19 protein-coding genes, 2 pseudogenes and 1 riboswitch are annotated in these 23,900 nt (G+C 66.4%); of the genes and pseudogenes, 8 read left to right on the top strand and 13 right to left on the bottom strand.

Annotated elements, in window-relative coordinates; all coding sequences use genetic code 11:
- Window positions 1-112: 112 nt before the first annotated feature.
- The 3 genes from SP6_RS08600 to SP6_RS08610 all read left to right on the top strand — a co-directional run bounded on the left by SP6_RS08600 (window position 113) and on the right by SP6_RS08610 (window position 4,931).
- Window positions 113-2,212, top strand: a complete 2,100-nt coding sequence (locus SP6_RS08600; protein WP_007406200.1) for a RelA/SpoT family protein — start codon at window positions 113-115, stop codon at window positions 2,210-2,212.
- Between the two features lie 264 nt (window positions 2,213-2,476).
- Window positions 2,477-3,901 carry a M48 family metalloprotease gene (locus SP6_RS08605; RefSeq protein ID WP_007406150.1) on the top strand — a complete coding sequence of 475 codons (1,425 nt, stop codon included), beginning with the start codon at window positions 2,477-2,479 and terminating at the stop codon, window positions 3,899-3,901.
- A 34-nt stretch (window positions 3,902-3,935) separates the two neighbouring features.
- Window positions 3,936-4,931 carry a glycosyltransferase family 2 protein gene (locus SP6_RS08610; protein WP_007406201.1) on the top strand — a complete coding sequence of 332 codons (996 nt, stop codon included), beginning with the start codon at window positions 3,936-3,938 and terminating at the stop codon, window positions 4,929-4,931.
- 66 nt (window positions 4,932-4,997) lie between these two features.
- On the opposite strand, the pseudogene SP6_RS21695 reads toward SP6_RS08610, so the two are convergent.
- The 5 genes and pseudogenes from SP6_RS21695 to SP6_RS08635 form a co-directional block, all read right to left on the bottom strand.
- Window positions 4,998-5,810 (bottom strand): annotated as a pseudogene (locus SP6_RS21695) (PAS domain-containing protein); the annotation flags it as partial.
- 230 nt (window positions 5,811-6,040) lie between these two features.
- Complete coding sequence (gene pnp, locus SP6_RS08620) at window positions 6,041-8,362, bottom strand: polyribonucleotide nucleotidyltransferase (RefSeq protein ID WP_007406196.1); 2,322 nt, start codon at window positions 8,360-8,362, stop codon at window positions 6,041-6,043.
- A gap of 249 nt (window positions 8,363-8,611) precedes the next feature.
- On the bottom strand, window positions 8,612-8,881 hold the full coding sequence (rpsO, locus tag SP6_RS08625; protein WP_007406197.1) for a 30S ribosomal protein S15: 270 nt from the start codon (window positions 8,879-8,881) through the stop codon (window positions 8,612-8,614).
- A 12-nt stretch (window positions 8,882-8,893) separates the two neighbouring features.
- Window positions 8,894-9,904 (bottom strand): tRNA pseudouridine(55) synthase TruB, encoded by a 1,011-nt coding sequence (gene truB / locus SP6_RS08630; RefSeq protein WP_042468864.1) that lies wholly within the window; start codon window positions 9,902-9,904, stop codon window positions 8,894-8,896.
- Window positions 9,905-9,914: 10 nt separating this feature from the next.
- Window positions 9,915-10,526, bottom strand: coding sequence for a thymidine kinase (locus SP6_RS08635; RefSeq protein ID WP_007406567.1), 612 nt, complete (start codon window positions 10,524-10,526; stop codon window positions 9,915-9,917).
- A 78-nt stretch (window positions 10,527-10,604) separates the two neighbouring features.
- On the opposite strand from SP6_RS08635, the gene SP6_RS08640 reads away from it, so the two are divergent.
- Window positions 10,605-11,171 carry a YceI family protein gene (locus SP6_RS08640; protein ID WP_158005336.1) on the top strand — a complete coding sequence of 189 codons (567 nt, stop codon included), beginning with the start codon at window positions 10,605-10,607 and terminating at the stop codon, window positions 11,169-11,171.
- A gap of 348 nt (window positions 11,172-11,519) precedes the next feature.
- Here the strand turns inward: SP6_RS08640 and rbfA are convergent, their stop codons facing one another.
- From rbfA to rimP, 7 genes and pseudogenes are all read right to left on the bottom strand, one after another.
- Complete coding sequence (gene rbfA, locus SP6_RS08645; RefSeq protein WP_007406547.1) at window positions 11,520-11,927, bottom strand: 30S ribosome-binding factor RbfA; 408 nt, start codon at window positions 11,925-11,927, stop codon at window positions 11,520-11,522.
- Between the two features lie 101 nt (window positions 11,928-12,028).
- Window positions 12,029-14,575: a translation initiation factor IF-2 gene (infB, locus tag SP6_RS08650; protein WP_233419820.1), complete on the bottom strand. Its 2,547-nt coding sequence runs from the start codon at window positions 14,573-14,575 to the stop codon at window positions 12,029-12,031.
- Window positions 14,576-14,796: 221 nt separating this feature from the next.
- Window positions 14,797-14,862, bottom strand: a pseudogene (locus SP6_RS21485) (translation initiation factor IF-2 associated domain-containing protein); the annotation flags it as partial.
- 32 nt (window positions 14,863-14,894) lie between these two features.
- On the bottom strand, window positions 14,895-15,698 hold the full coding sequence (locus tag SP6_RS08655; protein ID WP_007406536.1) for a DUF448 domain-containing protein: 804 nt from the start codon (window positions 15,696-15,698) through the stop codon (window positions 14,895-14,897).
- Window positions 15,679-15,909: a tautomerase family protein gene (locus SP6_RS08660; RefSeq protein ID WP_007406545.1), complete on the bottom strand. Its 231-nt coding sequence runs from the start codon at window positions 15,907-15,909 to the stop codon at window positions 15,679-15,681. The genes SP6_RS08655 and SP6_RS08660 overlap by 20 nt, the downstream gene beginning before the upstream one ends.
- Window positions 15,909-17,525 (bottom strand): transcription termination factor NusA, encoded by a 1,617-nt coding sequence (nusA, locus tag SP6_RS08665; protein WP_007406537.1) that lies wholly within the window; start codon window positions 17,523-17,525, stop codon window positions 15,909-15,911. Before nusA ends, SP6_RS08660 begins: the two co-directional genes overlap by 1 nt.
- Window positions 17,525-18,103, bottom strand: a complete 579-nt coding sequence (rimP, locus tag SP6_RS08670; RefSeq protein ID WP_007406543.1) for a ribosome maturation protein RimP — start codon at window positions 18,101-18,103, stop codon at window positions 17,525-17,527. Before rimP ends, nusA begins: the two co-directional genes overlap by 1 nt.
- Window positions 18,104-18,276: 173 nt before the next feature.
- Here rimP and SP6_RS08675 point away from each other — a divergent pair, with 173 nt between their 5' ends.
- The 3 genes from SP6_RS08675 (at window position 18,277) to SP6_RS08685 (ending at window position 21,397) form a co-directional block, all read left to right on the top strand.
- Window positions 18,277-19,476, top strand: a complete 1,200-nt coding sequence (locus SP6_RS08675) for a PQQ-dependent sugar dehydrogenase (protein WP_007406574.1) — start codon at window positions 18,277-18,279, stop codon at window positions 19,474-19,476.
- Between the two features lie 104 nt (window positions 19,477-19,580).
- On the top strand, window positions 19,581-20,822 hold the full coding sequence (locus SP6_RS08680; protein ID WP_007406570.1) for an ROK family protein: 1,242 nt from the start codon (window positions 19,581-19,583) through the stop codon (window positions 20,820-20,822).
- A gap of 215 nt (window positions 20,823-21,037) precedes the next feature.
- Window positions 21,038-21,397, top strand: a complete 360-nt coding sequence (locus tag SP6_RS08685) for a hypothetical protein (RefSeq protein WP_007406571.1) — start codon at window positions 21,038-21,040, stop codon at window positions 21,395-21,397.
- A 34-nt stretch (window positions 21,398-21,431) separates the two neighbouring features.
- On the opposite strand, the gene SP6_RS08690 is transcribed toward SP6_RS08685, so the two are convergent.
- Window positions 21,432-22,502, bottom strand: coding sequence for a threonine aldolase family protein (locus SP6_RS08690; RefSeq protein WP_227876556.1), 1,071 nt, complete (start codon window positions 22,500-22,502; stop codon window positions 21,432-21,434).
- Window positions 22,503-22,548: 46 nt separating this feature from the next.
- Window positions 22,549-22,660, bottom strand: a riboswitch (SAM-I-IV-variant riboswitch).
- A gap of 112 nt (window positions 22,661-22,772) precedes the next feature.
- Here SP6_RS08690 and SP6_RS08695 point away from each other — a divergent pair.
- A complete protein-coding gene (locus SP6_RS08695) occupies window positions 22,773-23,840 on the top strand; it encodes a LacI family DNA-binding transcriptional regulator (protein ID WP_007406539.1) in 1,068 nt (355 codons plus the stop codon).
- Window positions 23,841-23,900 lie beyond the last annotated feature (60 nt).

Below are 23,900 nucleotides of genomic sequence, written 5' to 3' on the forward strand. Positions count from 1 at the left end.
CCACGCTACGCCCTCTCATCAACCCCCGCCCCACCTTCAAACAAGTCATCCAATCACCCTGATCGCATCAAAAATGTTGCATTGCCTATCCCTACCCCGCAAATCTGATTTCGTGCTCCGCCAATATGAACTCGTCGACCGCGTGCTCGACTATGACCCCCAGGCCGATGAGGCGCTGCTGAACCGCGCCTATGTCTTCTCGATGAAGGCGCATGGCAGCCAGAAGCGTGCCTCGGGCGATCCCTATTTCAGCCATCCGATCGAGGTGGCCGGCATCCTGACCGACCTGCATCTGGATGACGAGACGATCGCCACCGCCATCCTGCACGACACGATCGAGGATACGGTCGCCACCTATGACGAGATCGAGCGGCTGTTCGGTCCCAATGTCGCGCGGCTGGTCGATGGCGTCACCAAGCTGTCCAAGATCGAGGCGCAGACCGAAAGCGAGCGCGCCGCCGAGAATCTGCGCAAATTTCTGCTCGCCATGTCGGACGATATCCGCGTCCTGCTGGTGAAGCTGGCGGATCGCCTCCACAATATGCGGACTCTCCATCACATCGCGAAGCCGGAAAAGCGCCGCCGCATCGCGAAGGAGACGATGGACATCTATGCCCCGCTCGCCGAGCGGATCGGCATGTACGAGTTCATGAAGGAGATGCAGATGCTCGCCTTCCAGCAACTCGAACCCGAGGCGTATGAATCGATCACGCTCCGCCTCGCCCAGATGAAGGAAGGCGGCGGCGATCGGATCACGCGGATCGCCTCGGGCTTGAAACTCCTGATGTCGCGCGGCGGTGTAGAGGCACAGGTCACGGGGCGCGAGAAGTCCGCCTTCTCGATCTTCCGCAAGATGAACGAGCGGCACATCAGCTTCGAGCAGTTGTCCGACGTCATGGCCTTCCGCGCGATCGTGCCCACGGAAGAGGATTGCTACCGCGCGCTGGGCCTGATCCATCGTCGCTGGCCGATGGTGCCGGGGCGGTTCAAGGATTATATCTCGACGCCCAAGCGCAACGGATACCGCTCGCTGCACACCAGCGTGATCCATGCCGACAATGCGCGGATCGAGATCCAGATTCGCACCGCCGAAATGCATGCCGAGGCCGATTTCGGCCTGGCGGCGCACTGGACCTACAAGCAGGCGACGCGCCACGACGCACAGGTGAGCTGGATTCGTGACCTCGTCGAAATCCTCGATACGGCGGGCAGCCCGGAAGAGCTGATCGAACATACGAAGATGGCGATGTATCAGGATCGCATCTTCGCCTTCACGCCGAAGGGCGAGCTGATCCAGTTGCCCAAGGGCGCCACGCCGATCGACTTCGCCTATGCCGTGCATACCGATCTGGGCGACCAGGCGGTGGGGGCCAAGCTGAACGGTCGCGTCGTGCCGCTGTCGACGGTCATCTCGAACGGCGACCAGGTGCAGATTTTGCGCTCGGCCGGACAGACGCCGCAGGCCAATTGGCTGAACCTCGCCATCACCGGCAAGGCGCTGGCCGCCATTCGCCGCCACTTGCGCCATGCCGAACGCGCCGAGCAGGTGACGCTGGGGGCCAAGCTCTATGACGATATCGTCCGGCGCTTGCCCGCGCAGATCGGCCCCGACGCGCTGACTCATGCACTGCAGCGTCTGAAGATGCCCGACGAGGCGCATCTGATGATCGCGATCGCCAGGCGAACCGTGTCGGACGCCGCCGTGATGGAGGCGCTGATGCCGGGTTCGGCGGGCGCCGACGTCGCCGCGCTGCCGCCGCAGTCGAGCGCGATTTCGATCAAGGGGCTGACGCCGGGCGTCGCCTATGACCTCGCGCAATGCTGTCACCCCGTTCCGGGGGATCGCATCGTCGGTCTGCGCCGCCCGGATGCGGGGATCGAGGTCCATGCGATCCAGTGCCCGGTGCTGACCGACCTTGCCGACCGGTCGGAAGAGGAGACCGACTGGGTCGATGTCTCCTGGGGCGACGACAGCGAGGGCGCGACCGCGCGCATCTCGGTCATGGTCAAGAACGAGCCCGGCGCGCTCGGCATCCTGGCGACGATCATCGGCCAGCATAAGGCCAATATCATCAACGTCCGGCTGGATACACGCGACACGCGCTTCCATACCAACCTGATCGATGTCGAGGTGCACGACGTCCAGCACCTGATGCGCCTGATCGCGGCCTTGCGCGCCGCCGATGTGGTGAGTTCGGTCGAGCGGGTCTGAAGTTCGCGCGGAGACGCGAACAAACTCTTCTTTGAGACCGTCGACGGCCGGGTCCAACCGTAACACGCAATCCGAGGCGCGTTGCAGATGCCTCCCCCGCATCGCATGGCGCACCATCAGCGGCGAAGAAACTGGGCCCTGGCCTTCGCCGGAGCACAAGGGCAGTTGCGATATCCTGACATCCGGATGACGCCAGCGTAACAAAATACTGGAACCCGCAAGGCCCACGCGCTTTGAAAAGCGCAAACAGGGAGCCCGTCACCGATGCGTTTCATCACTGCCGCCGCCATGCTTGCGCTCGTCGCGCCCGTCGCCACCCCGGCCATCGCGCAGCAGGCGCGGTCGATCTCGGCCTCCGACAAGGCGCAAGGCGCGCAGGCCAATCCGCAGCTCGTGGCGCAATATGGCGGCCGCTATTCCGGCCCGCAGGCGGCCTTTGTCGAGCGCGTCGGCAAGCGCGTGGCGGTCCAGTCGGGCCTGTCCAACGCACAGGGCGATTTCACCGTGACGACGCTCAACTCGCCGGTGGAGAACGCCTTCGCCATTCCCGGCGGCTATATCTATGTCACCCGACAACTGCTCGCGCTGATGAATTCGGAGGCGGAGCTTGCCTCGGTGCTGGGGCATGAAGTCGGCCATGTCGCCGCGCGCCATTCGCAGAGCCGCAACACCCGCTCCACCATCGGCTCTATCCTGGCGGCGGGCGCGGGGTTGCTGACCGGCAGCAATCTGGCGACCCAGTTGGTCGGCACCGGTGCGCAACTCTACACGCTGAAATATGGCCGCGATCAGGAATATCAGGCCGATGGTCTGGGCATCCGCTACATGACCGCCGCCGGCTATGACCCCTACGCCTCGGCCGACATGCTCGCCTCGCTGGCCGCGTCGAGCAACCTCGCCGCGCGGACCGCCGGGCGTGATGCCAATGCCGTGCCCACTTGGGCCTCGACCCATCCCAACAGCGCGGACCGTGTGCGCCGCGCCGCCGCGCTGGCGCAAGCGACCGGCCGTCCGGAGACGACGCCGGCGCAGGACACCGCTTTCCTGCGGATGCTCGATGGCATGCCCTATGACGATGATCCCAAGGAAGGCATCGTCGATGGCCAGACCTTCCGCCATCCGGGCCTCAAGCTGAAATTCACCGCGCCCAGCGGCTATCGCATCGCCAATGCCAGCGATGCGGTGAGCATCGTCGGACAGGGCGGCCAAGCCGAAATGCGGCTGGCGCAAGGCAGCGACCTGGGACAGGCGATCACCCAGCGGTTCGGTCAACTCGGCACCGGCACGCCCACCGGCCAGCTTCAGAACGGCACCGCCAACGGCATCCCCTTCGCCTATATCACCACACGCGCCGCCGCCAACCGGCGCGCGGTGGACGCCACCGTGGTCGCCTATCGCTTCCCCTCGGCGATCTATACCTTCACCCTGGTCACGCCCGCCGGCTCCGGCATCGGGCCGTTCCAGCCGCTGCTCGCTTCGGTCGCGCCGCTCTCGACCGCCGAGGCGAACGCCATTCGGGGCAAGAAGATCAGCATCGTGACGGTCCGTCAGGGCGACACGATCGACAGCCTGGCGGCGCGCATGGCCTATCCCGATTACAAGCGTGAGCGGTTCGTGACGCTCAACGGCCTCGACCCCAATCAACCGCTGACGCCGGGCCGCCTGGTGAAGCTCGTCGTAGGCGGGTGACGGACGCGTCTGACGCCGCTAAACCAGCGGCGTCATGAAGCGCCCTGCCCTGTCCGTCGTCGTCCCCTGCTATAACGAAGCCGCCTGTCTGGACGTGCTCCACGCCCGCATTTCGGGCGCGGCGCGCGCGGCGGTGGGTGAGGATTATGAGATCGTCCTGATCAACGACGGCTCGCGCGACGATAGCTGGCCGGTGATGCAGCGGCTCGCCGCCGCCGACCCGCATCTGGTCGCGATCAACCTGTCGCGCAACCACGGGCACCAGCTCGCATTGACCGCCGGGCTGGACCTGTGCGCGGGCGAGCAGATCCTGATCATCGATGCCGATCTTCAGGACCCGCCCGAACTCCTCACCGAGATGCGCGCGACCATGGCGGCACAGGAGGCGGACGTGGTCTATGCCGTGCGCCGCAAGCGTGCCGGCGAGACGCTGTTCAAAAAGGCGACGGCGGCCATTTTCTACCGGATGCTCGACCGGCTGACCGATACGCCGATCCCACTCGACACCGGCGATTTCCGACTGATGAGCCGCCGCGCCCTCAATGCGCTGCAATCGCTCCCCGAACAAGCGCGCTTCATCCGGGGCATGGTCGCCTGGGTCGGCTTCCGCCAGGTCCCCTTCCCCTATGACCGCGCCGAGCGTCATGCGGGAGAGACCCATTATCCGCTGGGCAAGATGATCGCGCTCGCCTTCGACGCGGTGACCGGCTTCTCGACCGCCCCCCTGCGCTGGGCCAGCCATATCGGCCTTGCGCTGACGGCGGCGTCGCTGTTGCTGCTGGTCTATATCGCGATCGGCTGGCTGACCGGATCGGCGGTGCAGGGCTGGACCTCGACCATGCTCGTCACCGTCATCTTGGGCGCGGTGCAGATGTTCGTGCTGGGCATGATCGGCGAATATCTGGGACGCCTCTATATCGAGGCGAAGCGGCGACCGCTCTATCTGGTCGCCGATGTCGCCGGCCCCGTGCAGGGCCATGCCCGGCTGGGCTATAGCGCGCATGAAGGGGCCGACGCGCGACCGCGCTGATCCGCCATCCATCTCGCCGATCGCGATATTGATCTGTTCGAGCGAGGAGGCCTGTTGCTTGGCGGTGCTGGCCATGCCCGTCATCAGGCCGCTGATCTCGTTGATCCGGCCGCTGATCCGCTGCAACGCCTGCCCGGTTTCGACGACCAGCTTGCTGCCGGTGCCGACCTGTTCGGAGCTGGCGGTGATCGCCGCGGCGCTTTCCTCCAGCGAGGCGGCCTGTTGCTCGGTCCGACGCGACAGATCGTCGGCGGCCGAGCGAATCTCGTCCGTGCCGCTGCGAATGACGCCCGAGGTCTGCGAGACGCCGCCGATGGTGGTGCACAGCGAGTCCATCGCGGCGTTGAAATCGGTCCGCAGCTCGGCGAAGCGGTCCGGGAAATCCTCGGTGATACGGCCGGTCAACTGCCCGGCGGCCAGGCCGCGAATCCGGTCGAGCAGCACCGTCACCGCCTGCCGCTGTTCCAATTCGAGCGCCTTGGAATCATGGATGTCGACCAGCGAGCCGCTGGCGCGGCGCACCTTGCCCCTGCGGTCCTTGACGACGCCACCGGTCGCCTGAAACCAGCGATAGGCGCCGCTCTTCACCTTCAGCCGGTAGATCACATTATAGGGAATGCCCGTCTCCACCGTCTTGCCGAACGCGGTGAAGGTCGGCGCGACGTCATCGGGGTGGAGCAGATCCGACCAGGAGGTCATCAGATTGGGAAAATCCGCCTCCGAGCTATAGCCGCACAGACGGCGAAATTCGGACGACCAGGTCCAGCGTGATTTCGCATGGGCCGCGTCCCCGTTATGGATCACGGCGTCCCACAAGCCGACCCCCGAATAGTTGGAAAGCGTCGCCAACCATTCCAGCTTGTTTCTGACTCCCAGCATTCACTCATCCTAACTCGGCGCAAAGGTCGACCGGAACGCTAGGCAGAGAGCTTTAACGAGTCGTTGTGGGGCCGAAAGCGGGCTGGACGCCCCAAAGCACAATCACCCCGTTATCAATCATTTATCGCGCCAGAAATTTTTGGCGGCCCGTGTGATGCTGAGGAGGCAGTGGCAAAAAAAGAGGCCCGGATCGCTCCGGGCCTCCCTTTTTCCGGTCTAGCCGATCGGGATCAGTCGCGATCACCGGTCAGGAAGGCCGGCGCGAACTCCGGCGCGCTGCCCTGTTCGCTGCCTTCGCGACGGGGACGGTCGCCCCGGTCGCGGCGGGGACCGCCACGGCCTTCGCCACCACGATCGCCGCCATCGCGGCGCGGACCACGACCGCCCTCGCGGTCGCCACGCGGGCCACGGTCACCGCGCGGCTCACGCGGTTCGCGCGCCGGACGATTGTCCTCCAGCTCGGCACCGGTTTCCTGGTCGACGACGCGCATCGACAGGCGGACCTTGCCGCGCGGATCGATCTCGAGGACCTTGACCTTGACTTCCTGGCCTTCGCTCAGAACGTCCGAGACCTTCTCGACGCGCTCGTTCTTGATCTCCGAGACGTGAACCAGACCGTCCTTGCCGCCCATGAAGTTCACGAACGCCCCGAAATCGACCAGGTTGACGACCTTGCCGTTGTAGATCTTGCCGACCTCGGCCTCTTCGACGATGCCCTTGATCCAGTTCATCGCGGCTTCGATCTGCGCGGAGTCGGACGAGCTGATCTTGATCACGCCCTCGTCGTCGATGTCGACCTTGGCGCCGGTGGTGGCGACGATCTCGCGGATCACCTTGCCGCCGGTGCCGATCACGTCGCGAATCTTCGACTTGTCGATCGTCATCGTCTCGATGCGCGGGGCATGGGCCGACAGCTCGGTGCGGGTCTCGCCCAGCGCCTTGTTCATCTCGCCCAGGATGTGCGCACGGCCGTCCTTGGCCTGCGCCAGCGCGGCTTCGAAGATCTCCTTGGTGATGCCGGCGATCTTGATGTCCATCTGCATCGTGGTGATGCCTTCGGACGTGCCCGCCACCTTGAAGTCCATGTCGCCCAGATGATCCTCGTCACCCAGGATGTCGGACAGGATCGCATAATCCTTGCCCTCCAGGATCAGGCCCATGGCGATGCCCGAAACGGGGCGCTTCAGCGGAACGCCCGCATCCATCAGCGACAGCGAGCCGCCGCAGACGGTGGCCATCGACGACGAGCCGTTCGACTCGGTGATGTCGCTGGTCACGCGGATGGTGTAGGGGAATTCCTCCTTCGACGGCAGCACGGGGTGCAGCGCACGCCATGCCAGCTTGCCATGGCCAATCTCGCGACGGCCCGGCGCGCCGAAGCGGCCCACTTCGCCGACCGAATAGGGCGGGAAGTTATAGTGCAGCATGAAGTGTTGATACGACAGGCCGTTCAGACCGTCGATCATCTGCTCGGCATCCTTGGTGCCCAGCGTCGTGGTCGCGATCGTCTGGGTCTCGCCACGGGTGAACAGCGCCGAGCCGTGCGCGCGCGGCAGGAAGTGGACTTCCGACTCGATCGGGCGGATCTGCGTGGTCGAACGGCCGTCGATACGGCGACCGTCCTTCAGGATCGCGGTACGGACGATCTCGGCTTCCAGCTTCTTGACGAGCTTGGCGGCGGCCAGCTGCTCCTGCGGGGTGCGGTCGGCCATGGCGGCCTTCGCCTTGGCGCGGGCCTCGCCCAGCGCGGTCTGGCGCGCCTGCTTGTCGGTCAGCTTGTAGGCCGCCGTGATGTCCTTGCCGACCAGCTTCTTCAGCTCGGCCTTCACGGCCTTCTGGTCGTCGCCGACGTTCAGTTCCCACGGATCCTTGGCGGCCTGCTCGGCGAGGTCGATGATCGCCTCGATCACCTGCCCGCTCGCCTTGTGCGCGAACATCACCGCGCCCAGCATCACCTCTTCGGACAGCTCCTTGGCTTCCGATTCGACCATCATCACCGCGTCATGCGTGGCGGCGACGACCAGGTCGAGTTCGCCCTCGAGCACTTCGCTGTCCGACGGGTTGAGCTGATACTCGCCATTCTTGTAACCGACGCGCGCGGCGCCGATCGGGCCCATGAAGGGGACGCCCGAGATGGTCAGCGCCGCCGAGGCCGCGATCATCGCCAGGATGTCGGGCTCATTCTCGCCATCATAGGAGAGAACCTGCGCGATGCAGTTGATCTCGTTGTAGAAACCTTCGGGGAACAGCGGGCGGATCGGACGGTCGATCAGGCGGCTGATCAGTGTCTCACGCTCGGTTGCGCCGCGTTCGCGCTTGAAGAAACCGCCGGGGATGCGGCCCGCCGACGAGAATTTTTCCTGATAGTGAACGGTGAGCGGGAAGAAATCCTGCCCTTCCTTCACATTCTTGGCGGCCGTCACGGCGCACAGCACCACCGTCTCGCCCAGCGTCGCGATCACCGCGCCGTCGGCCTGACGGGCCACCTTGCCGGTTTCGAGGGTCAGCGTCTTGCCGCCCCACTCGATGGCCACTTTCTTGGTATTGAACATGGAATATCCTTCACTCCGACGGGCCTATCCCGCCGGGGCCTATGGGTTGAGCCAAAATTGGCTCTGGAGGTCGGCCGAATTGCCGCCCTTCCGATTGCTCTACCCGGGCTTTGTACCGGGTTTGATGACATTGAGGCTTTGAGGATGCGCCCTTGCGGCATCCGGTCGGCCCGGTGCTTCATACACCAGCCGATAAAAAAAGGGCACCCCCTGATGGGAGTGCCCTTTTTGTGGCTTAGCGTCCCGCTCTTACTTGCGGAGGCCGAGCTTGGCGATCAGCGCCAGATAGCGGTCGCCATCCTTGTGACGCAGATAGTCGAGCAGCGAGCGGCGCTTGTTGACCAGCATCAGCAGACCGCGACGCGAATGGTTGTCCTTCGCGTGCGTCTTGAAGTGCTCGGTCAGGTTCTGAATACGCTGGGTCAGGATCGCGACCTGGACTTCGGGCGAACCCGTGTCGCCTTCGGCGCGGGCGTGATCCTTGATGATTTCCTGGCGGCGTTCAGCGGTGATCGACATCGTGGTCCTTTCTTAATCGAGGTTGAAACCGCGAACGACCCGGACCTGTGCGTCCAGCGCCTCCACCAGCGCCACCGGAGTATCCCCCAGCATCGCGAAATATTGGCCATCGTCCACGGCAATCCCGGCCAGCACACGCCCCTGACGGAGCGCCCCTGCCTGGTCGGGGTCGAGAGCAAGAGCCGGGATGTCGTCCAGCCCCGCCCTCAGCGGCAGGAGTATCTGTTCAAGAGTGCGCGCCTGCCCCATTTCGTTCAATTTGTCCAGCGATATCGCCGGGGCCAGGGTGAAGGGCCCCGCCTTGATGCGACGGAGCATGGTGACGTGCCCCACGGTGCCGAGCGCCAGCGCGATGTCGCGGGCGAGCGAGCGGATATAGGTGCCCTTCGAGACATGGGCGGTGAGGGTGATGTCCTGAAGTTCCTCCCCGGCACGGGGAGGGGGACCGCCAGCCGCAGGCTGGGGGTGGAGGGGGGCTTCGGCAAGGGACTCGCCCAGTGGCCCTCCCCCTCCACCATTCGCTGACGCGAACGGTCCCCCTCCCCGTTCCGGGGAGGAGATGAGCGAATGAATCGTCACACGGCGACTCGCGAGAACCACCTCTTCGCCAGCGCGCGCCAGGTCATAGGCGCGCTCGCCGTCGATCTTCAGCGCGGAATAGGCGGGCGGCACCTGGTCGATCGGCCCGGTGAAACGCGGCAGCACCGCCTCCAGCGCCTCGCGGGTCGGGCGCACATTGCTCTCCGCCACCACCTCTCCCTCGGCGTCCAGCGTCGAAGTCTGCACGCCGAAACGGATGGTGAAGTCATACACCTTGTCGCTGTCGAGCATCCGCCCGGCCAGCTTGGTCGCCTCGCCCACCGCGATCGGCAGTACGCCGGTCGCCAGCGGATCGAGCGTGCCGCCATGGCCGACCTTGATCCCCTTGCCATAGCCGCCCTGGCGCAGCACGCGCTTGACCGCGCTCACCCCTTGGGTCGAGCCGAGCCCCAGCGGCTTGTCGAGTATGATCCATCCATGCATCGCGCAGGCGTTAGTCGGGCTTGGTCCCGCCCTCAAGCACCGCCGCGCCCGCCAGCGCCTCGCCGAAATGGCGGCGGCACAGCGCGATATAGCGGTCATTGCCACCGATCTCGGTCTGTGCGCCCTCGGCGATCGCGTGGCCTTGTGCATCGACGCGCAGGTTCATCGTCGCCTTGGCCCCGCAGACACACACCGATTTAATCTCGCTGAGCGCATCGGCCAGCGCCAGCAGCCGGGCCGAGCCGGGAAAGAGCTGGCCCTTGAAGTCGGTCCTGAGACCATAGCACAGGACCGGAATCCGATGCCGGTCGGCCAGCCGCGCCAGCTGGTCCACCTGATCCGGCGTCAGGAACTGCGCCTCATCGACCAGGATACAGGCGAGCGGAGTCTTTCCGTGCCGCTCCAGCGCACAGGCCTCCAGATCGGTCGTCGCCTGGAACGGCGTCGCGGGCTGCGACAGGCCGATGCGCGAGGCGATGGTGCCATAGGCGAAGCGGTCGTCGATCGCGGCGGTGAACAGCATCGTGTTCATCCCCCGCTCGCGATAGTTGAAATCGGCCTGCAGCAGCATGGTCGATTTCCCTGCATTCATACTGGCATAGTAAAAATAGAGCTTGGCCATATCCCGCCCTTATCGGAAGGGAGCCGCCATATCGAGCATCGGAGCGAAACGGGCATGTGGGTTGGCACGCGAAGGGCCATGGCAATGATGGCCCTGCTGATGGGCAGCGCCGGATCGACGGCCACCCCCGGCTCGTTCGCCTATAGCATCGATCCCGCCCAGGCGCGCGTGCAGGCGAAGGTCGGCTTTTTCGGGCTGGGCAGCAAGACGGCGCACTTTCCCCGGCTGGAGGGCCGCGTCGCGCTGTCCGACCGGGATGCCAAAGCGGTGACGCTGGACGTGCGGATCGATGCGCAAGCCCTGGAGGCGGGGGATTCGCTCACCCGGTCGCGGCTGCGCGGGCCCGACTTCTTCGATGTCGAGCGCTACCCCCGCGTGACCTTCCATGGTTCGACCATGACCCGCACCGGACCGCATAGCGCGCAGGTGACAGGGACGATCACCGCGCGCGGGGTGGCTCGGCCGGCGGCGCTGGCGGTGGATTTCTCGCGCGACTTCACCGCGATGACCGGCCGCGAGCCAGTGCATATCGCCGCCACGACGCGGATCGACCGGCGGGATTTCGGGATGACGGCCTATCCGTTGATCGTCGGGCGGCAGGTGACGATCGCGATCGACGCGGATTTGCTGCCGGTCGGGGGGTAAGTGTCCGCCACCCGTTCAGCCTGAGCGAAGTCGAAGGCCAAGGGAAGCCATATCGTCTTGCTTCGCGCAGAGATGCGGAGGACGCAGAGGGGTTCTGCGCAATCCCCCCACCACTCCACCCCGGCGAAGGCCGGGGTCCCGGTGCAGCGGATGCGCGATGGCGCGAGACATTGGCCTCCCCCGCCTTGGCAAGACGCACCATCAACGCCCTGGATGCTGGCCCCCGGCGGAGGCCGGGGTGGAGTGCCCTATTGAATGCGGGGTCTTCTTCTCCGCGTCCTCCGCGCCTTTGCGCGAACCTGAATCCCGTGGCCTTTGACGTCGCTCAGGCTGAACGGAGGTTGGGTGTCAGTCCTTGGACGACTCTCCCTCCTCCAGGTCCTGCGACACCTTGGGCGAGCGGAGGAGCGAGTCGATATGGCTGCCCTCATCGAAACTCTCGTCCGCCAGGAACTTCAGCTTGGCGGCGTATTTCATCTTCACCCGGTGCGCGACCTCACGCTGGAGATACGCGGTGTTGGTGCGCAGCGCCTTGATCACCACCTCCTCGTCCTTGCCCAGCAGCGGCTTCACGAAGACCGTCGCGTGGCGCAGGTCGGGCGACATGCGCACTTCGGTGACGCTGACCATGTGCTTGGCCAGCGTCTCGTCATGCACGTCGCCGCGCGCAAGGATTTCGGACAGGATATGACGCACCTGCTCGCCGACGCGCAGCAGGCGGACCGAGGGTTCGGCGGGGTTTTTGGCTTGGACCATGTCAGTTCTTCTTCAAACGGAAATCGCGGCCGCCCGACGGGCGACCGCGATCATGTCCGGCAGAGGCGGGAGGCAGGAGTGATCCCACCACCCTGCCCGCATCAGAGCGAACGCTCGCGCAGTTCGACCTCGAAGGTTTCGAGATAGTCGCCCGGCTTGATGTCGGTGAAGTTCTGCGTGAACGTCACACCGCACTCCAGGCCAGCGCGAACCTCGGCGACATCGTCCTTAAACCGGCGGAGCGAGTTGATCTCGCCCTGGTAGATGATGACGTCGTTGCGGGTGATACGCGCCTTGAGCGCCTTGCGGATGACACCCTCGGTGACCAGCAGACCAGCGGCCTTGCCGATCTTGCCCGCCGAGAAGACCTCGCGGATTTCGGCGCGGCCAACGACCGTTTCGAACGCCTCGGGGCCCAGCTCGCCGGCCATGCCCGCGCGGATCTCGTCGATCAGGTCGTAGATGACGTCGTAATATTTCAACGCCACCTTGTTCCGCTCGGCGATCTCGCGCGCCTTGGCATTGGCACGGACGTTGAAGCCGATGATCGGCGCACCGCTGGCGGCCGCCAGCGTCACGTCAGACTCGGTGATACCACCGACGCCCGAATGCAGGATGCGCGCCTTGATGAGGTCGGACGCGATCTTATTGATCGACGCCACGATCGCCTCGACCGTCCCTTGCGTATCCGCCTTGACGACCAGCGGATATTCCTTGGCCTGGTTCGCCTTCAGCGCCGAGAACATCGACTCCAGGCTGGCCGGGGCCGAGGTGGTGCGCTTCTGGAGCAGCACGCTTTGGCGGTATTCGGCGACCTCGCGGGCGCGCGCCTCGTTCTCGACGACCTGGAGCAGGTCGCCCGCCTGGGGCACGCCCGACAGACCGAGCACCTCGACTGGCATCGCAGGCCCTGCTTCCTTCACCTGGCGGCCCTTGTCGTCGACCAGCGCCCGGACCTTGCCGCTTTCCGCGCCGACCACGAACACGTCGCCGACCTTCAGCGTGCCGCGCGTGACGAGCACGGTCGCGACCGGACCACGGCCCTTGTCGAGCTTGGCCTCGACCACGCTGCCCTCGGCGGCGCGATCGGGGTTGGCCGACAGTTCGAGCAGTTCGGCCTGAAGCTGGATCTTCTCGATCAACTGATCCAGACCGATCTTCTTGAGCGCCGACACTTCAACGTCCTGGGTTTCACCACCCATTTCCTCGACCTGCACGTCATGCTCGAGCAGACGCTCGCGGACGCGCTGGGCGTTGGCGTCGTGCTTGTCGATCTTGTTGATCGCCACGATCATCGGCTTGCCCGCCGCCTTGGTGTGGTTGATCGCCTCGATCGTCTGCGGCATCAGCCCGTCATCGGCCGCGACCACCAGCACCACGATATCCGTGACGTCGGCACCGCGGGCGCGCATCTGGGTGAAGGCCTCGTGGCCCGGCGTGTCGAGGAAGGTGATCTTCGACTTGTCCTTCAGCGTGACCTGATAGGCGCCGATATGCTGGGTGATGCCACCGGCCTCGCCGCGTACCACGTCGGTGCCGCGCAGCGCGTCGAGCAGCGAGGTCTTGCCGTGGTCAACGTGACCCATGATCGTCACGACCGGCGGGCGCGGCTGCAGGCTCTCGGCCGCATCCTCGCTGGTGTCGAGCGCCAGATCAATGTCACTGTCGGAGACACGGACGATGTTGTGGCCGAATTCGGTCACCAGCAACTCGGCCGTGTCCTGGTCGATGGTCTGCGTCATCGTGACGGGCATGCCCATCTTGAACAGCGCCTTGACCAGATCCGCGCCCTTCTCGGCCATACGGTTGGCCAGTTCCTGGACGGTAATCGCCTCCGGCACCTGCACGTCGCGGACCTGCTTGACCTGCGGCTCACGCGGGCCGCCAAAGCCACGCTTTTCCTTCTCGCGGGCACGCTTCAGCGCGGCGAGCGAGCGGGCGCGAGCGCCGTCCTCGTTCAAGGCACGGTTGACGGTCAGCTTGCCGCCGCGACGCTCGTCACCCTTGCGGTCACGCTGCTGCGGACGGCTGGGCGGCGCGTTGCGCGGAGTCGGCTGGCCAGACGGCATGGAGCGCGGCGCGCCACCCGAGGGAGCCGACGCATTGCCGCTGGGCGCGCTGGCCGCCGCCGGAGCGGGGGCAGGCGCGGCGGCGGGCTTGGGCGCGGGCTTCGGGATTTCGGGACGCTGCACCGGCGAGAAGCGGCGCGGCGCTGGCATCGACGGATCGCGACCCAGCACGGGCGGAGTCGGCACCGCCGGAGCGGGCGCAGACACAGGCTTGGCCGCGACCGGAGCCGGTGCGGGCGTCGGCGCAGGGGCCGGAGTCGGCGCCGGAGCGGCCGCCTCGACCTTGGGCTCTTCCGCCTTGGGCTGCGGCGCTGGGATCACCGGGCGCTCGACCGGGCGGAAAGGGCGTGCCTGAACCGAAATGGTCGGCGCGGCCGGAGCGGGCTCCGCCTCGGCGACGGGCGCAGGAGCCGAAGTCGGCTCGGGGGCCGGCGCGGGCTCGGGAGCCGGTTCCGGCGCAGGCGGCGGGGCGGCGGCAGCCTCGGCGGCGGCACGCGCACGCTCTTCGGCCCGCGCACGCTCGTCCTCGACGCGCTGCTGACGCTCGGCGTCCTCGCGACGGCGGATCTCTTCCTGCATGGCGAGGCGCTGTTCCTCGGCCTCACGCAGCAGGCGGGCCTGCCGCTCCTGCGGGGTCTCATTCGACGGAACCGGGCGCGGCGGCGCGACCGGCGCCGCTGCGGCGGGGCCGCAGGCGCAGGGGTCGGCGCAGGCGCAGGCGCGGCCGCCTCGGGCGCTCCACCCTGCGGGCCCAGGACGCGACGGCGCTTCGTCTCGACGATCACGGTGTTCGAGCGGCCGTGGCTGAAGCTCTGCTTCACCTTGCCGGTCTCGACCGTGCGCTTCAGCCCCAAAGGCTGGCGCATCCCGAGTTTCGGCTTGTCGTTGTCGGTCTCGCTCACTCAAAATCCTCGTGTACGGTCACGGCCGGTCGGTCACCAGTAAGGTCGGACGCCGATGCGCCTTGCGAGGCCGTTTCGCAAGGCGTTGCCACAGGGTCGGGTCCGATAAAATGCAGCCAGCGGTCGAGCGCTTCGCTCACCCGCTTTGCCGCGTTACGATCTGTCAGGCCGATGTGTACCACATTTTCGCGGCCCAACGCCATTGACAATATGGGGCGTGTGGCGGGCAACGCCAACCCCTTGAGATCGGAACCTTCACGGTCCGTTCCCACGCGCCACGCCTGCGCCAGCTTGCGGCATCCATCCTCGCCCGCATCGGACGCGTGATAGAGCGCATGCAACTGCCCCGAGCGTGCCGCCGTCGCGATCTTGTCCGATCCGGTCAGCAGCATGCCGGACCGCGACTCGAGGCCGAGCCTATCGAGCGCATTCCGCTCCAAAGCGGAGGCGATCAGATCGGGCAGGTCGTCGGGGATGGTGAACTCGCCCGTCTTGAACGCGCGCGCCAAGGCCCCCTTCAATCGTCCCTTTTGAATCGCGGTTTCCAGCTCGCCACGAGTCACGCCGATCCAGCCGCCCCGGCCCGGCGCCTTGGCGCGGACATCGGGCAGCACCCGACCATCCGGCGCAAGCGCGAGTCGGATCAGATGCGGACGCGCGTCATGCTCGCCCGACAGGATGCAGCGGCGGACCGGCCCGTCGATCGAGTCGCGGGCGGCCTTGGCGGATGCTCTGGGGCTCCGGCCCTTTCCGGCCGGAGCGGTGTCTACGCCACCGCGCTCATTGTCCCGGTTCCGCATGCGCGTCTCCCCGGGTGCTAGGAGCGTCACGGTCGGCGATCAGCTGACCGCCCGCGCCGTAATTTTCGGTCGAGACCTCCTCGATCACGATCTGGACGGCGGCCGGGTTCTTGCCCAGCCGCTCCACCAGCGAACGAGTCACGTCGGCGACGATCTCGGCCTTTTGCTGCTTGGAGGCGGTGCCCGCCAGACGGATCGAGACGAACGGCATCAGGCGTCCTCGCCCTCCGCTTCACCAGCCTCGGCGACGGGTTCGTCCTCATCGGTAAACCAGTGCGCGCGGGCGGCCATGATGATCTCGTTACCCTGCTCGTCGCTCAGGCCATATTCGGCCAGGATGCCGCCCTTGGGGGCCGCGCGCGGGGCATCGTCGCCACGACGACGCGGCTCCGAACGCTTCTTCTCGACCAGTTCGTCGGTCGCGAGGTCGGCGAGATCGTCGAGCGTCTTGATCCCTGCCTTGCCCAGCGTGACCAGCATCGCCTCGGTCAGGTACGGCATCTCGGCCAGCGCGTCCTCGACGCCCAGCGCACGACGCTCGTCGCGGGCAGCCTGTTCGCGGCGGTCCAGCGCTTCCTGCGCCCGGCTCTGCAGCTCTTGCGCCAGGTCCTCGTCGAAGCCCTCGATCGCGGCCAGCTCGTCGAGCTCGACATAGGCGACCTCTTCCAGCGCGCCGAAGCCCTCGGCGACCAGCAGCTGCGCCAGCGTCTCGTCCACGTCCAGCTCGTTCTGGAACATCTCGGAGTTCGCGACGAATTCCTTCTGGCGCTTCTCGGACGCGTCGGCCTCAGTCAGGATGTCGATCGCCTTGGCGGTCAGCTGGCTGGCGAGGCGGACATTCTGACCGCGACGGCCGATGGCGAGGCTGAGCTGATCGTCGGGAACGACGACCTCGATACGGTCCTCTTCCTCGTCGATCACGACGCGGCTGACATTGGCGGGCTGGAGCGCGTTGACCACGAAGGTCGCGGTGTCGGGCGACCAGGGGATGATGTCGATCTTCTCGCCCTGCATTTCCTGCACGACGGCCTGGACGCGGCTGCCCTTCATGCCGACGCAGGCGCCGACCGGGTCGATGCTCGAGTCGTGCGAAATCACGCCGATCTTGGCGCGGCTGCCCGGATCGCGGGCTGCGGCCTTGATCTCGATGATGCCGTCATAGATTTCGGGCACTTCCTGCGCGAACAGCTTCTTCATGAAGTCGGGATGCGCGCGGGACAGGAAGATCTGCGGCCCGCGATTCTCGCGGCGGACGTTCAGGATCAGCGAGCGGATGCGGTCGTTCACACGGACGACTTCGCGCGGGATCTGCTGGTCGCGACGGATCACGCCCTCGGCGCGGCCGAGATCGACGACGATGTGGCCGAACTCGACGCGCTTGACGACGCCGGTGATGATCTCGCCCTGACGGTCCTTGAACTCGTCATATTGACGGTCGCGCTCGGCATCGCGGACCTTCTGGAAGATGACCTGCTTGGCCGCCTGCGCGGCGATGCGGCCGAATTCGATCGGGGGCAGCGGGTCGACGATGAAGTCACCGATCGCGGCACCCTTTTGCAGCTTCTCGGCGCCCTTCAGGTCGATCTGCTTGTAATAATCATCGACCTGCTCGACCACCTCGACGACGCGCCACAGACGCAGGTCACCCGAGTTCGGGTCGAGCTTAGCGCGGATGTCGTTCTCGGCACCGTAGCGGGCCCGGGCGGCGCGCTGGATCGCGTCCTCCATCGCCTCGATGACGATGCCCTTGTCGATCATCTTTTCCGAGGCGACCGCATTCGCGATCGCGATCAGTTCCGCCTTGTTGGCGGAAATGGCGGTAGCCATCAGTGCCGTCCTTCCGTGGTGGCGCCGTCCTGTTCGGGCGCGTCCTGATAATAAACCTCTTCCGCGCCTTCGGGAGACAGCGGCACCGTCGCGGCGATCAGCCGGTCGGTCATGACGAGCTTGGCATCCTCGATCGCGGCGAAGGGCAGTTTGTGGCGAACCTCTTCCCCATCGACGATGATGACGTTGTCGCCCTCGATGCCAGCCAGATCGCCCTTGAACTGCTTGCGACCGTTCAGCTTCTCGGCGAGCGTGATCCGTGCCTCATGCCCCGCCCAGTCGGCGAAGTCCTTCAGCCGGGTCAGCGGGCGGTCGATACCGGGCGAGGACACCTCCAGCCGGTACGCATGGTCGATCGGGTCGCGGCCCTGCTCCTCCAGCGCGTCCATCACGTCGGAGATGCGGCGCGACAGGTCGGCGCAGTCGTCGATGTTGAGCTGGCGCGTGTCGGGGCGCTCGGCCATCACCTGCAGCGTGGGGTCCGACGTGCCGCCATACATCTTCACGCGCACGAGTTCGAAGCCGAGTGCCTTGGCCTCGGGTTCGATGAGTTGCGTCAGAAGGGCGATGTCCGCCATGAAAGCTCCAGATGTGCCGGATCGGTGCCGCGGAACCCGTCCCGCAGCCTCTTTCACCCGACGATGTAAGAGAATGCCGCAGTATATAGCTGGAACGCGGTTACGAAACAAGCTTCCATATCGAAGCGTTAGCGGCCCGTCGGGCCGAAACGGCCCATTCGGGAGAGTCGCTCATGAAGATGCCGTTGCTTGCCGCCCTGCCGGTGGCGCTTATCGCCTGCTCGGGTAACGGGCCCGGTCCCGATGAGACGGGGGGAACGCCCCCGGTGACGGTGTCCCCCGGCACGCCCAGCCCCTCGCCCTCCGCCTCGGCCACCCCGCCCGCGACGGTCGTGAACGGCCAGCCCTTTGGCCGCACCGTGATCGCCGATTTCGACGCACCCTGGGCGATGACCTTCCTGCCCGACCGGCGGATGCTGGTGACCGAGAAGGACGGCCGGATGCTGCTCGTCTCCGCCGATGGTCAGCAGCGGCAGACGGTGGCGCAGATCGGCGTCGATTCGGCGGGGCAAGGCGGGCTGATGGACGTGGTCCTCGCCCCCGACTTCGCGCAGAGCGGGCGCGTCTATTTCAGCTATTCGGCCGCCGCCGATGGCGGCAAGCGCGTCGTGCTGGCGCGCGGCCGCTTGCAAGAGGCGAACGGCACCGCCCAGCTGACCGGCATCGAGACGCTGTGGAACGCCACACCCGCCGTGACTGGCGATGGCCATTATTCGGGTCGCATCGCCTTCTCGCCCGATGGCCAGTATCTGTTCTTCACGGCGGGCGACCGGCAGAAGTTCACGCCCGCACAGGATCCCAAGGCTACGCTCGGCAAGGTGCTGCGCCTGACCCCGGACGGCCAGCCGGCGCCGGGCAACCCGCTGGCCGCGCAAGGGTTCGATCCGGCCGTCTGGTCCTATGGCCATCGCAATCTGCTCGGCATCGCCTTCGACGGCGCGGGCAATTTGTGGGAACAGGAAATGGGGCCGAAGGGCGGGGACGAGGTCAATCTGATCCTGCCGGGCCGCAATTATGGCTGGCCCAATGCCTCCAACGGATCGCATTATGACGGCCGCGACATTCCCGACCACCGTGCCGGCGACGGCTATGAAGCGCCCAAGGTCTGGTGGAACCCGGTCATCTCGCCGGGCGGGTTGATGATCTATTCGGGCTCGCTTTTCCCGCAATGGCGCGGCGACGCCTTTATCGGCGGCCTGTCGAGCAAGGCGCTGGTCCGTGTCGACCTGAACGGCACCGATGCCGCCAAGGGCGACCAATGGGATATGGGCGCGCGCATCCGCGAAGTCGAGCAGGGTCCCGACGGTGCCATTTACGTGCTGGAGGATGGCGGCGATTCGCAAGGGCGCCTGATCAAGCTGACACCAGCCTGATCGCCCGCTCCCCCGATCCGTGCCGTTATCGTTTGCGCGAAGGTGACGGCACGGCTTGACCTGACACCCCCATCGTGTCGAAGAAGCGGTGGGGAGAGATATAAATGACATCGCCGCACCCGATTCCACCGGGCCGCCGCCGCGCCGAGGGACATTCGCGCGACGCCCGGCTGTCGCGCGGGCTGTCGGGCACCAATTTGGAGCGTGCGGGCGATTATAATTTGCGTACCGTGCTGCAGGTCATCCGCGTCCACCGCGAGTCGACCCGCGTCGCGATCGCCCAGCAGACCGGGCTGACCGCGCCGACCATCGCCAACATCACCGGCCGCTTGATGGAGATGGGACTGGTCCGCAATGCCGGGCGCCTCCACGGCGGGCGCGGCCAGCCGGCGCTCAAGATCGAACTGTGCCCCGACGGCGCGTTCGGCATCGGGCTGACCATCGATCGCGACCATCTGTCGCTCGCCATTCTTGACCTGGCCGGCCGGGTGCGCGCCCGGACGACGCAGGAGATCGCCTTTGCCGGCCCCGATCAGGTCCTGGCCTTTGTCCAGGGCGCGCTGCCCCCCGCTCTAGCCGAGGGGGATGTGACGCGCGAACGGGTGCTGGGGGTCGGCGTTGCCATGCCCGACGATGTCGGCCGCTCGCTGCCCGACCAGCCCCAGGGTTACGACCAGTGGGATGCGATCGACCTCGACGCGCTGCTCGGCCCCGTCCTCCCCTGGCCGATCTACCGCGACAATGACGCCGCCGCCGCCGCGCTGGGCGAGACGCAATATGACGAGGCGTTCGGCTGCCCCAGCTTCTTCTATCTACTGATCACCGCCGGGCTTGGCGGCGGGCTGGTGATCGATCGCAGCTATCATCGCGGCGCGCATGGCCGGTCGGGGGAGATCGGCCTGATGCCCGATCCCACCGCCGGGCGGCCGGGGGCGGTGGTGCAGGACTGCGTCTCGCTCGCCGCGCTGCGCACCCGACTGGCGGCGGTGGGGCAGAGCCTGACCTCGCCCGAGATGCTGGCGACGCAGGACGATCCGCAGGCGTTGGCCGTGATCGACCAGTGGATCGCCGACTCGGTCGCGGCGCTGGTCCAGCCCTTGGTGGCGGTCACCACTTTGTTCGATCCCGACGCGATCTTGATCGGCGGACGTTTGCCGGCCGATCTCAACACCCGGCTGGCAGCGGCGATCGGGGAGGCGCTGGCGGCGATCGATCTGCCCACCCGGCCCGACATCCGCCCTGCGCATATGGCGCAGGATGCCCCCGCGATCGGGGCGGCGATGCTGCCCTTCATGGACCGGTTGCTGCCCTCCGACTCGATCCTGATCCAGGCGGGGCGGGGATAGGGACGCCCCACTCCCCCATTCCCCCCACTCCGTTCAGCCTGAGCGCAGTCGAAGGCCACGCGGTGACATCAACCCATGCATACGCTCAATCATCTGGTCTTCGGACTGAGCGGGGCGGGTGGCGCAAAGGCAGCGACGCGGATGGGGTGACCGCATTTGCATGCTGTCGCCATCCGTCGGTAAATAGCCGCACGCAGTGGAGAAAGCGGCGGCTCATGTTTCGCGGGTTGATCGCCTGGATGGATCGTGACTGGGCCAGGCAGGATTACAATGTGACATTCCGGTCGTGGCAGCGTGTCCTGTGGGTTCTGCCCGTATTGGTCAGCTTGATTCTTGCCGACATGCTGGAGGTCTTCGGTCTGCCGAGCAATGGCGCGGTCGGGCTTACCATATTCGCCTTTGGGGTCGTCACCTCGTTGGTGGTCACGGCCGTCTCGCTCTATCGCTGGGCCATGGGTTACGGCCGGTCGGATTATCAGGAGCGCAAGGCGGCAGAGCTTAAGGCCGCGTTGGCGGCGCGGCGGGCCGGATCGAACGGCGTCAATCGAAACCCAAAGGGTAAGAAGGACCGGTAGGCGCCTGTCCTACCGGTCCATGGGCGATCCGATTTCACGCCGCCTGCAACGCCTCCATCGCCACCGCCGCGATGTCATTGCCCAACTGGTCCACCCGCGCCGGATCGGCGTCCCAGGCGAACATGAACCGCGCGCCGCCGCCGATGAAGGTGTAGAATCGCCAGCCCCGCGCCCGCAGCCCATCGAGCACCGCCGGCGGCGCACTGAGGAACACCGCATTCGCCTCGACCGCGAACATGGGCGCGATGCCGGGCAGCCCCGCGACCCGGGCCGCCAGTCGCTGCGCACAGGCATTGGCATGGGCGGCGTTGCGCAGCCAGGCACCGCTGTCGAGCATCCCGATCCAGGGCGCGGCCAGATAGCGCATCTTGGACGCGAGCTGCCCCGCCTGTTTGCAGCGATAGTCGAAATCCTCCGCCAGCACGGGGTCGAAGAACAGGATCGCCTCGCCGACCGCCATGCCGTTCTTGGTCCCGCCGAAGCACAGCACGTCGACGCCTGCCCGCCATGTCATGTCGGCGGGCGAGCAGCCGAGCGCCGCACAGGCATTGGCGAAGCGCGCCCCGTCCATGTGCAGCCGCAGGCCCAGATCCCGGCATGTCGCTGACAGCGCCTGAATCTCGGCGAGCGTATAGACCTGTCCCGTTTCGGTCGGCTGGGTGATCGTCACAGCGCGGGGTTTGGGGAAATGGATATCCGAGCGGCCGGTGGCGAGGGCGCGGACCGCGTCGGGGGTCAGCTTGCCGTCCTCGGTCTGTGCGACGAGCAGCTTCGACCCGTTGGAGAAGAATTCGGGCGCGCCGCACTCGTCGGTCTCGACATGCGCCGAGGCCGAGCAGATCACGCTATGATAGCTCTGGCACAGGGCGGCGAGCGCCAGCGAATTGGCCGCCGTGCCGTTGAACGCGAAGAACACCTCGCACTTGGTCTGGAACAGCGTGCGGAACGCGTCCGCCGCGCGGTCGGTGAAGGGGTCTTCGCCATAAGCGGGGACATAGCCCTGATTCGCCTCGGCCATCGCTGCCCAGGCCTCGGGGCAGATTCCGGCATAGTTGTCGCTGGCGAATTGCTGGGGGCCGAATGGCTGGGGCATGACCGCGTTCATCACAAATCCTTCTGTCCGTGTCGCGAGTCGGATGAAGGAAAGTGGCGGTTCGTCCCGTTGTTGCCGGTTCGGCCACATCCCTCCCCGTGTCTGGAGAGGCACCACCTTGCCGGGGGGCAGGTTGGTGCCGGGCGACGGCCCGACTCTTGATGCTGGCGCGGCGCTTAACCGCATGGGATGGCGGAATCAAGCAGGGGGACGTGCGCTCACCTCCACAAAAGGGACGCGGAGCATTGCGTATCCGGTCCGAAAAGTGGAAGCGTAAACGTTATGAGCATCAAGACTACGCGGCGCGGCAGCAGCGCTCCCACGATCAGCGATGTCGCGCGCGCCGCCGGCGTGTCGTTGATGACCGTCTCGCGCGTCATCAACAACGAGGCCAATGTTCGCCCCGTCACCCGCGAAAAGGTGGAAGCGGCGATCGCGCAGCTCAATTACGCGCCCAACCCGGCGGCGCGCAGCCTGGCAGGCGCTGCGCAAATCCGCATCGGCATGCTCTACAGCAATCCCAGCCAAGGCTTCCTCAGCGAGTTCCTGCTCGGCACGCTCGATCAGGCGTCACGGCTGGACGTGCAGATGGTGGTCGAGAAATGCGAGATCGGCGACCATGAGGTGGAGGTGGCGCGCCATCTGATCGCCGGCGGGATCGACGGGGTGATCCTGCCACCGCCCCTGTGCGAGGCGGAGGCGGTGCTGTCGCTGCTGCGCGAAGCCGGGGTGCCTGCGGTGGTGGTCGCGACCGGTCGTCCCCCGGAGGAGATGCCCGAGGCGACCATGGCCGTGCGGATCGACGACCGTGCGGCGGCCGAGGCGATGACCCGCCACGTCATGACTTTGGGCCATCGCCGCATCGGTTTCATCTGCGGCAACCCCAATCTGACTGCCAGTGCGCGGCGGTATGAGGGGTTCCGCGCCGCACTGGACGCCGCGAGCGTGCCGTTCGACGAGGATCTGGTGGCGCCCGGCCTCTATACCTATCGCTCGGGGCTGGACGCGGCGGAGCGGCTGCTCGACCTGTCCGAACCGCCGACCGCGATCATCGCCTCCAACGACGATATGGCGGCGGCGACGGTGGCGGTGGCGCATCGCCGCGGGCTCGACGTGCCTAGCGACCTGACCGTTTGCGGTTTCGACGACACCACGCTGTCGACGACGATCTGGCCCGAGCTGACCACGATCCACCAGCCGATCGCCGACATGGCGCGTGCGGCGGTGGAGATGATGGCAACCGTCATCCGCCAGAAAAATGCCGAGGCCGCGCCGCATCGCCTGCTCGACTTTAGCCTGATCCGGCGCCAGTCGGATGCCGCGCCGCGCCGGCGCCCCCGTGAGATATGACGGGCGGGATATGATAGGGGCGCATCCGCGCAGCCGCTTGACGCGGCGATGTTTTAAGAT

This window comes from Sphingomonas paucimobilis NBRC 13935 (assembly GCF_000739895.2).
GTDB lineage: Bacteria > Pseudomonadota > Alphaproteobacteria > Sphingomonadales > Sphingomonadaceae > Sphingomonas > Sphingomonas paucimobilis.

Coding starts and splice junctions, on each gene's coding strand:
- rimP (WP_007406543.1), bottom strand. CDS start 18,103: ATGGCGGACATCGCCCTTCTGACGCAACTCATCGAACCCGAGGCCAAG.
- SP6_RS08685 (WP_007406571.1), top strand. CDS start 21,038: ATGTTTCGCGGGTTGATCGCCTGGATGGATCGTGACTGGGCCAGGCAG.
- SP6_RS08610 (WP_007406201.1), top strand. CDS start 3,936: ATGAAGCGCCCTGCCCTGTCCGTCGTCGTCCCCTGCTATAACGAAGCC.
- SP6_RS08680 (WP_007406570.1), top strand. CDS start 19,581: ATGACATCGCCGCACCCGATTCCACCGGGCCGCCGCCGCGCCGAGGGA.
- pnp (WP_007406196.1), bottom strand. CDS start 8,362: ATGTTCAATACCAAGAAAGTGGCCATCGAGTGGGGCGGCAAGACGCTG.
- SP6_RS08695 (WP_007406539.1), top strand. CDS start 22,773: ATGAGCATCAAGACTACGCGGCGCGGCAGCAGCGCTCCCACGATCAGC.
- SP6_RS08660 (WP_007406545.1), bottom strand. CDS start 15,909: ATGCCGTTCGTCTCGATCCGTCTGGCGGGCACCGCCTCCAAGCAGCAA.
- infB (WP_233419820.1), bottom strand. CDS start 14,575: ATGCAGGAAGAGATCCGCCGTCGCGAGGACGCCGAGCGTCAGCAGCGC.
- truB (WP_042468864.1), bottom strand. CDS start 9,904: ATGCATGGATGGATCATACTCGACAAGCCGCTGGGGCTCGGCTCGACC.
- rbfA (WP_007406547.1), bottom strand. CDS start 11,927: ATGGTCCAAGCCAAAAACCCCGCCGAACCCTCGGTCCGCCTGCTGCGC.
- SP6_RS08640 (WP_158005336.1), top strand. CDS start 10,605: ATGGCAATGATGGCCCTGCTGATGGGCAGCGCCGGATCGACGGCCACC.
- nusA (WP_007406537.1), bottom strand. CDS start 17,525: ATGGCTACCGCCATTTCCGCCAACAAGGCGGAACTGATCGCGATCGCG.
- SP6_RS08690 (WP_227876556.1), bottom strand. CDS start 22,502: ATGAACGCGGTCATGCCCCAGCCATTCGGCCCCCAGCAATTCGCCAGC.
- SP6_RS08675 (WP_007406574.1), top strand. CDS start 18,277: ATGAAGATGCCGTTGCTTGCCGCCCTGCCGGTGGCGCTTATCGCCTGC.
- SP6_RS08635 (WP_007406567.1), bottom strand. CDS start 10,526: ATGGCCAAGCTCTATTTTTACTATGCCAGTATGAATGCAGGGAAATCG.
- SP6_RS08605 (WP_007406150.1), top strand. CDS start 2,477: ATGCGTTTCATCACTGCCGCCGCCATGCTTGCGCTCGTCGCGCCCGTC.
- SP6_RS08655 (WP_007406536.1), bottom strand. CDS start 15,698: ATGCGGAACCGGGACAATGAGCGCGGTGGCGTAGACACCGCTCCGGCC.
- rpsO (WP_007406197.1), bottom strand. CDS start 8,881: ATGTCGATCACCGCTGAACGCCGCCAGGAAATCATCAAGGATCACGCC.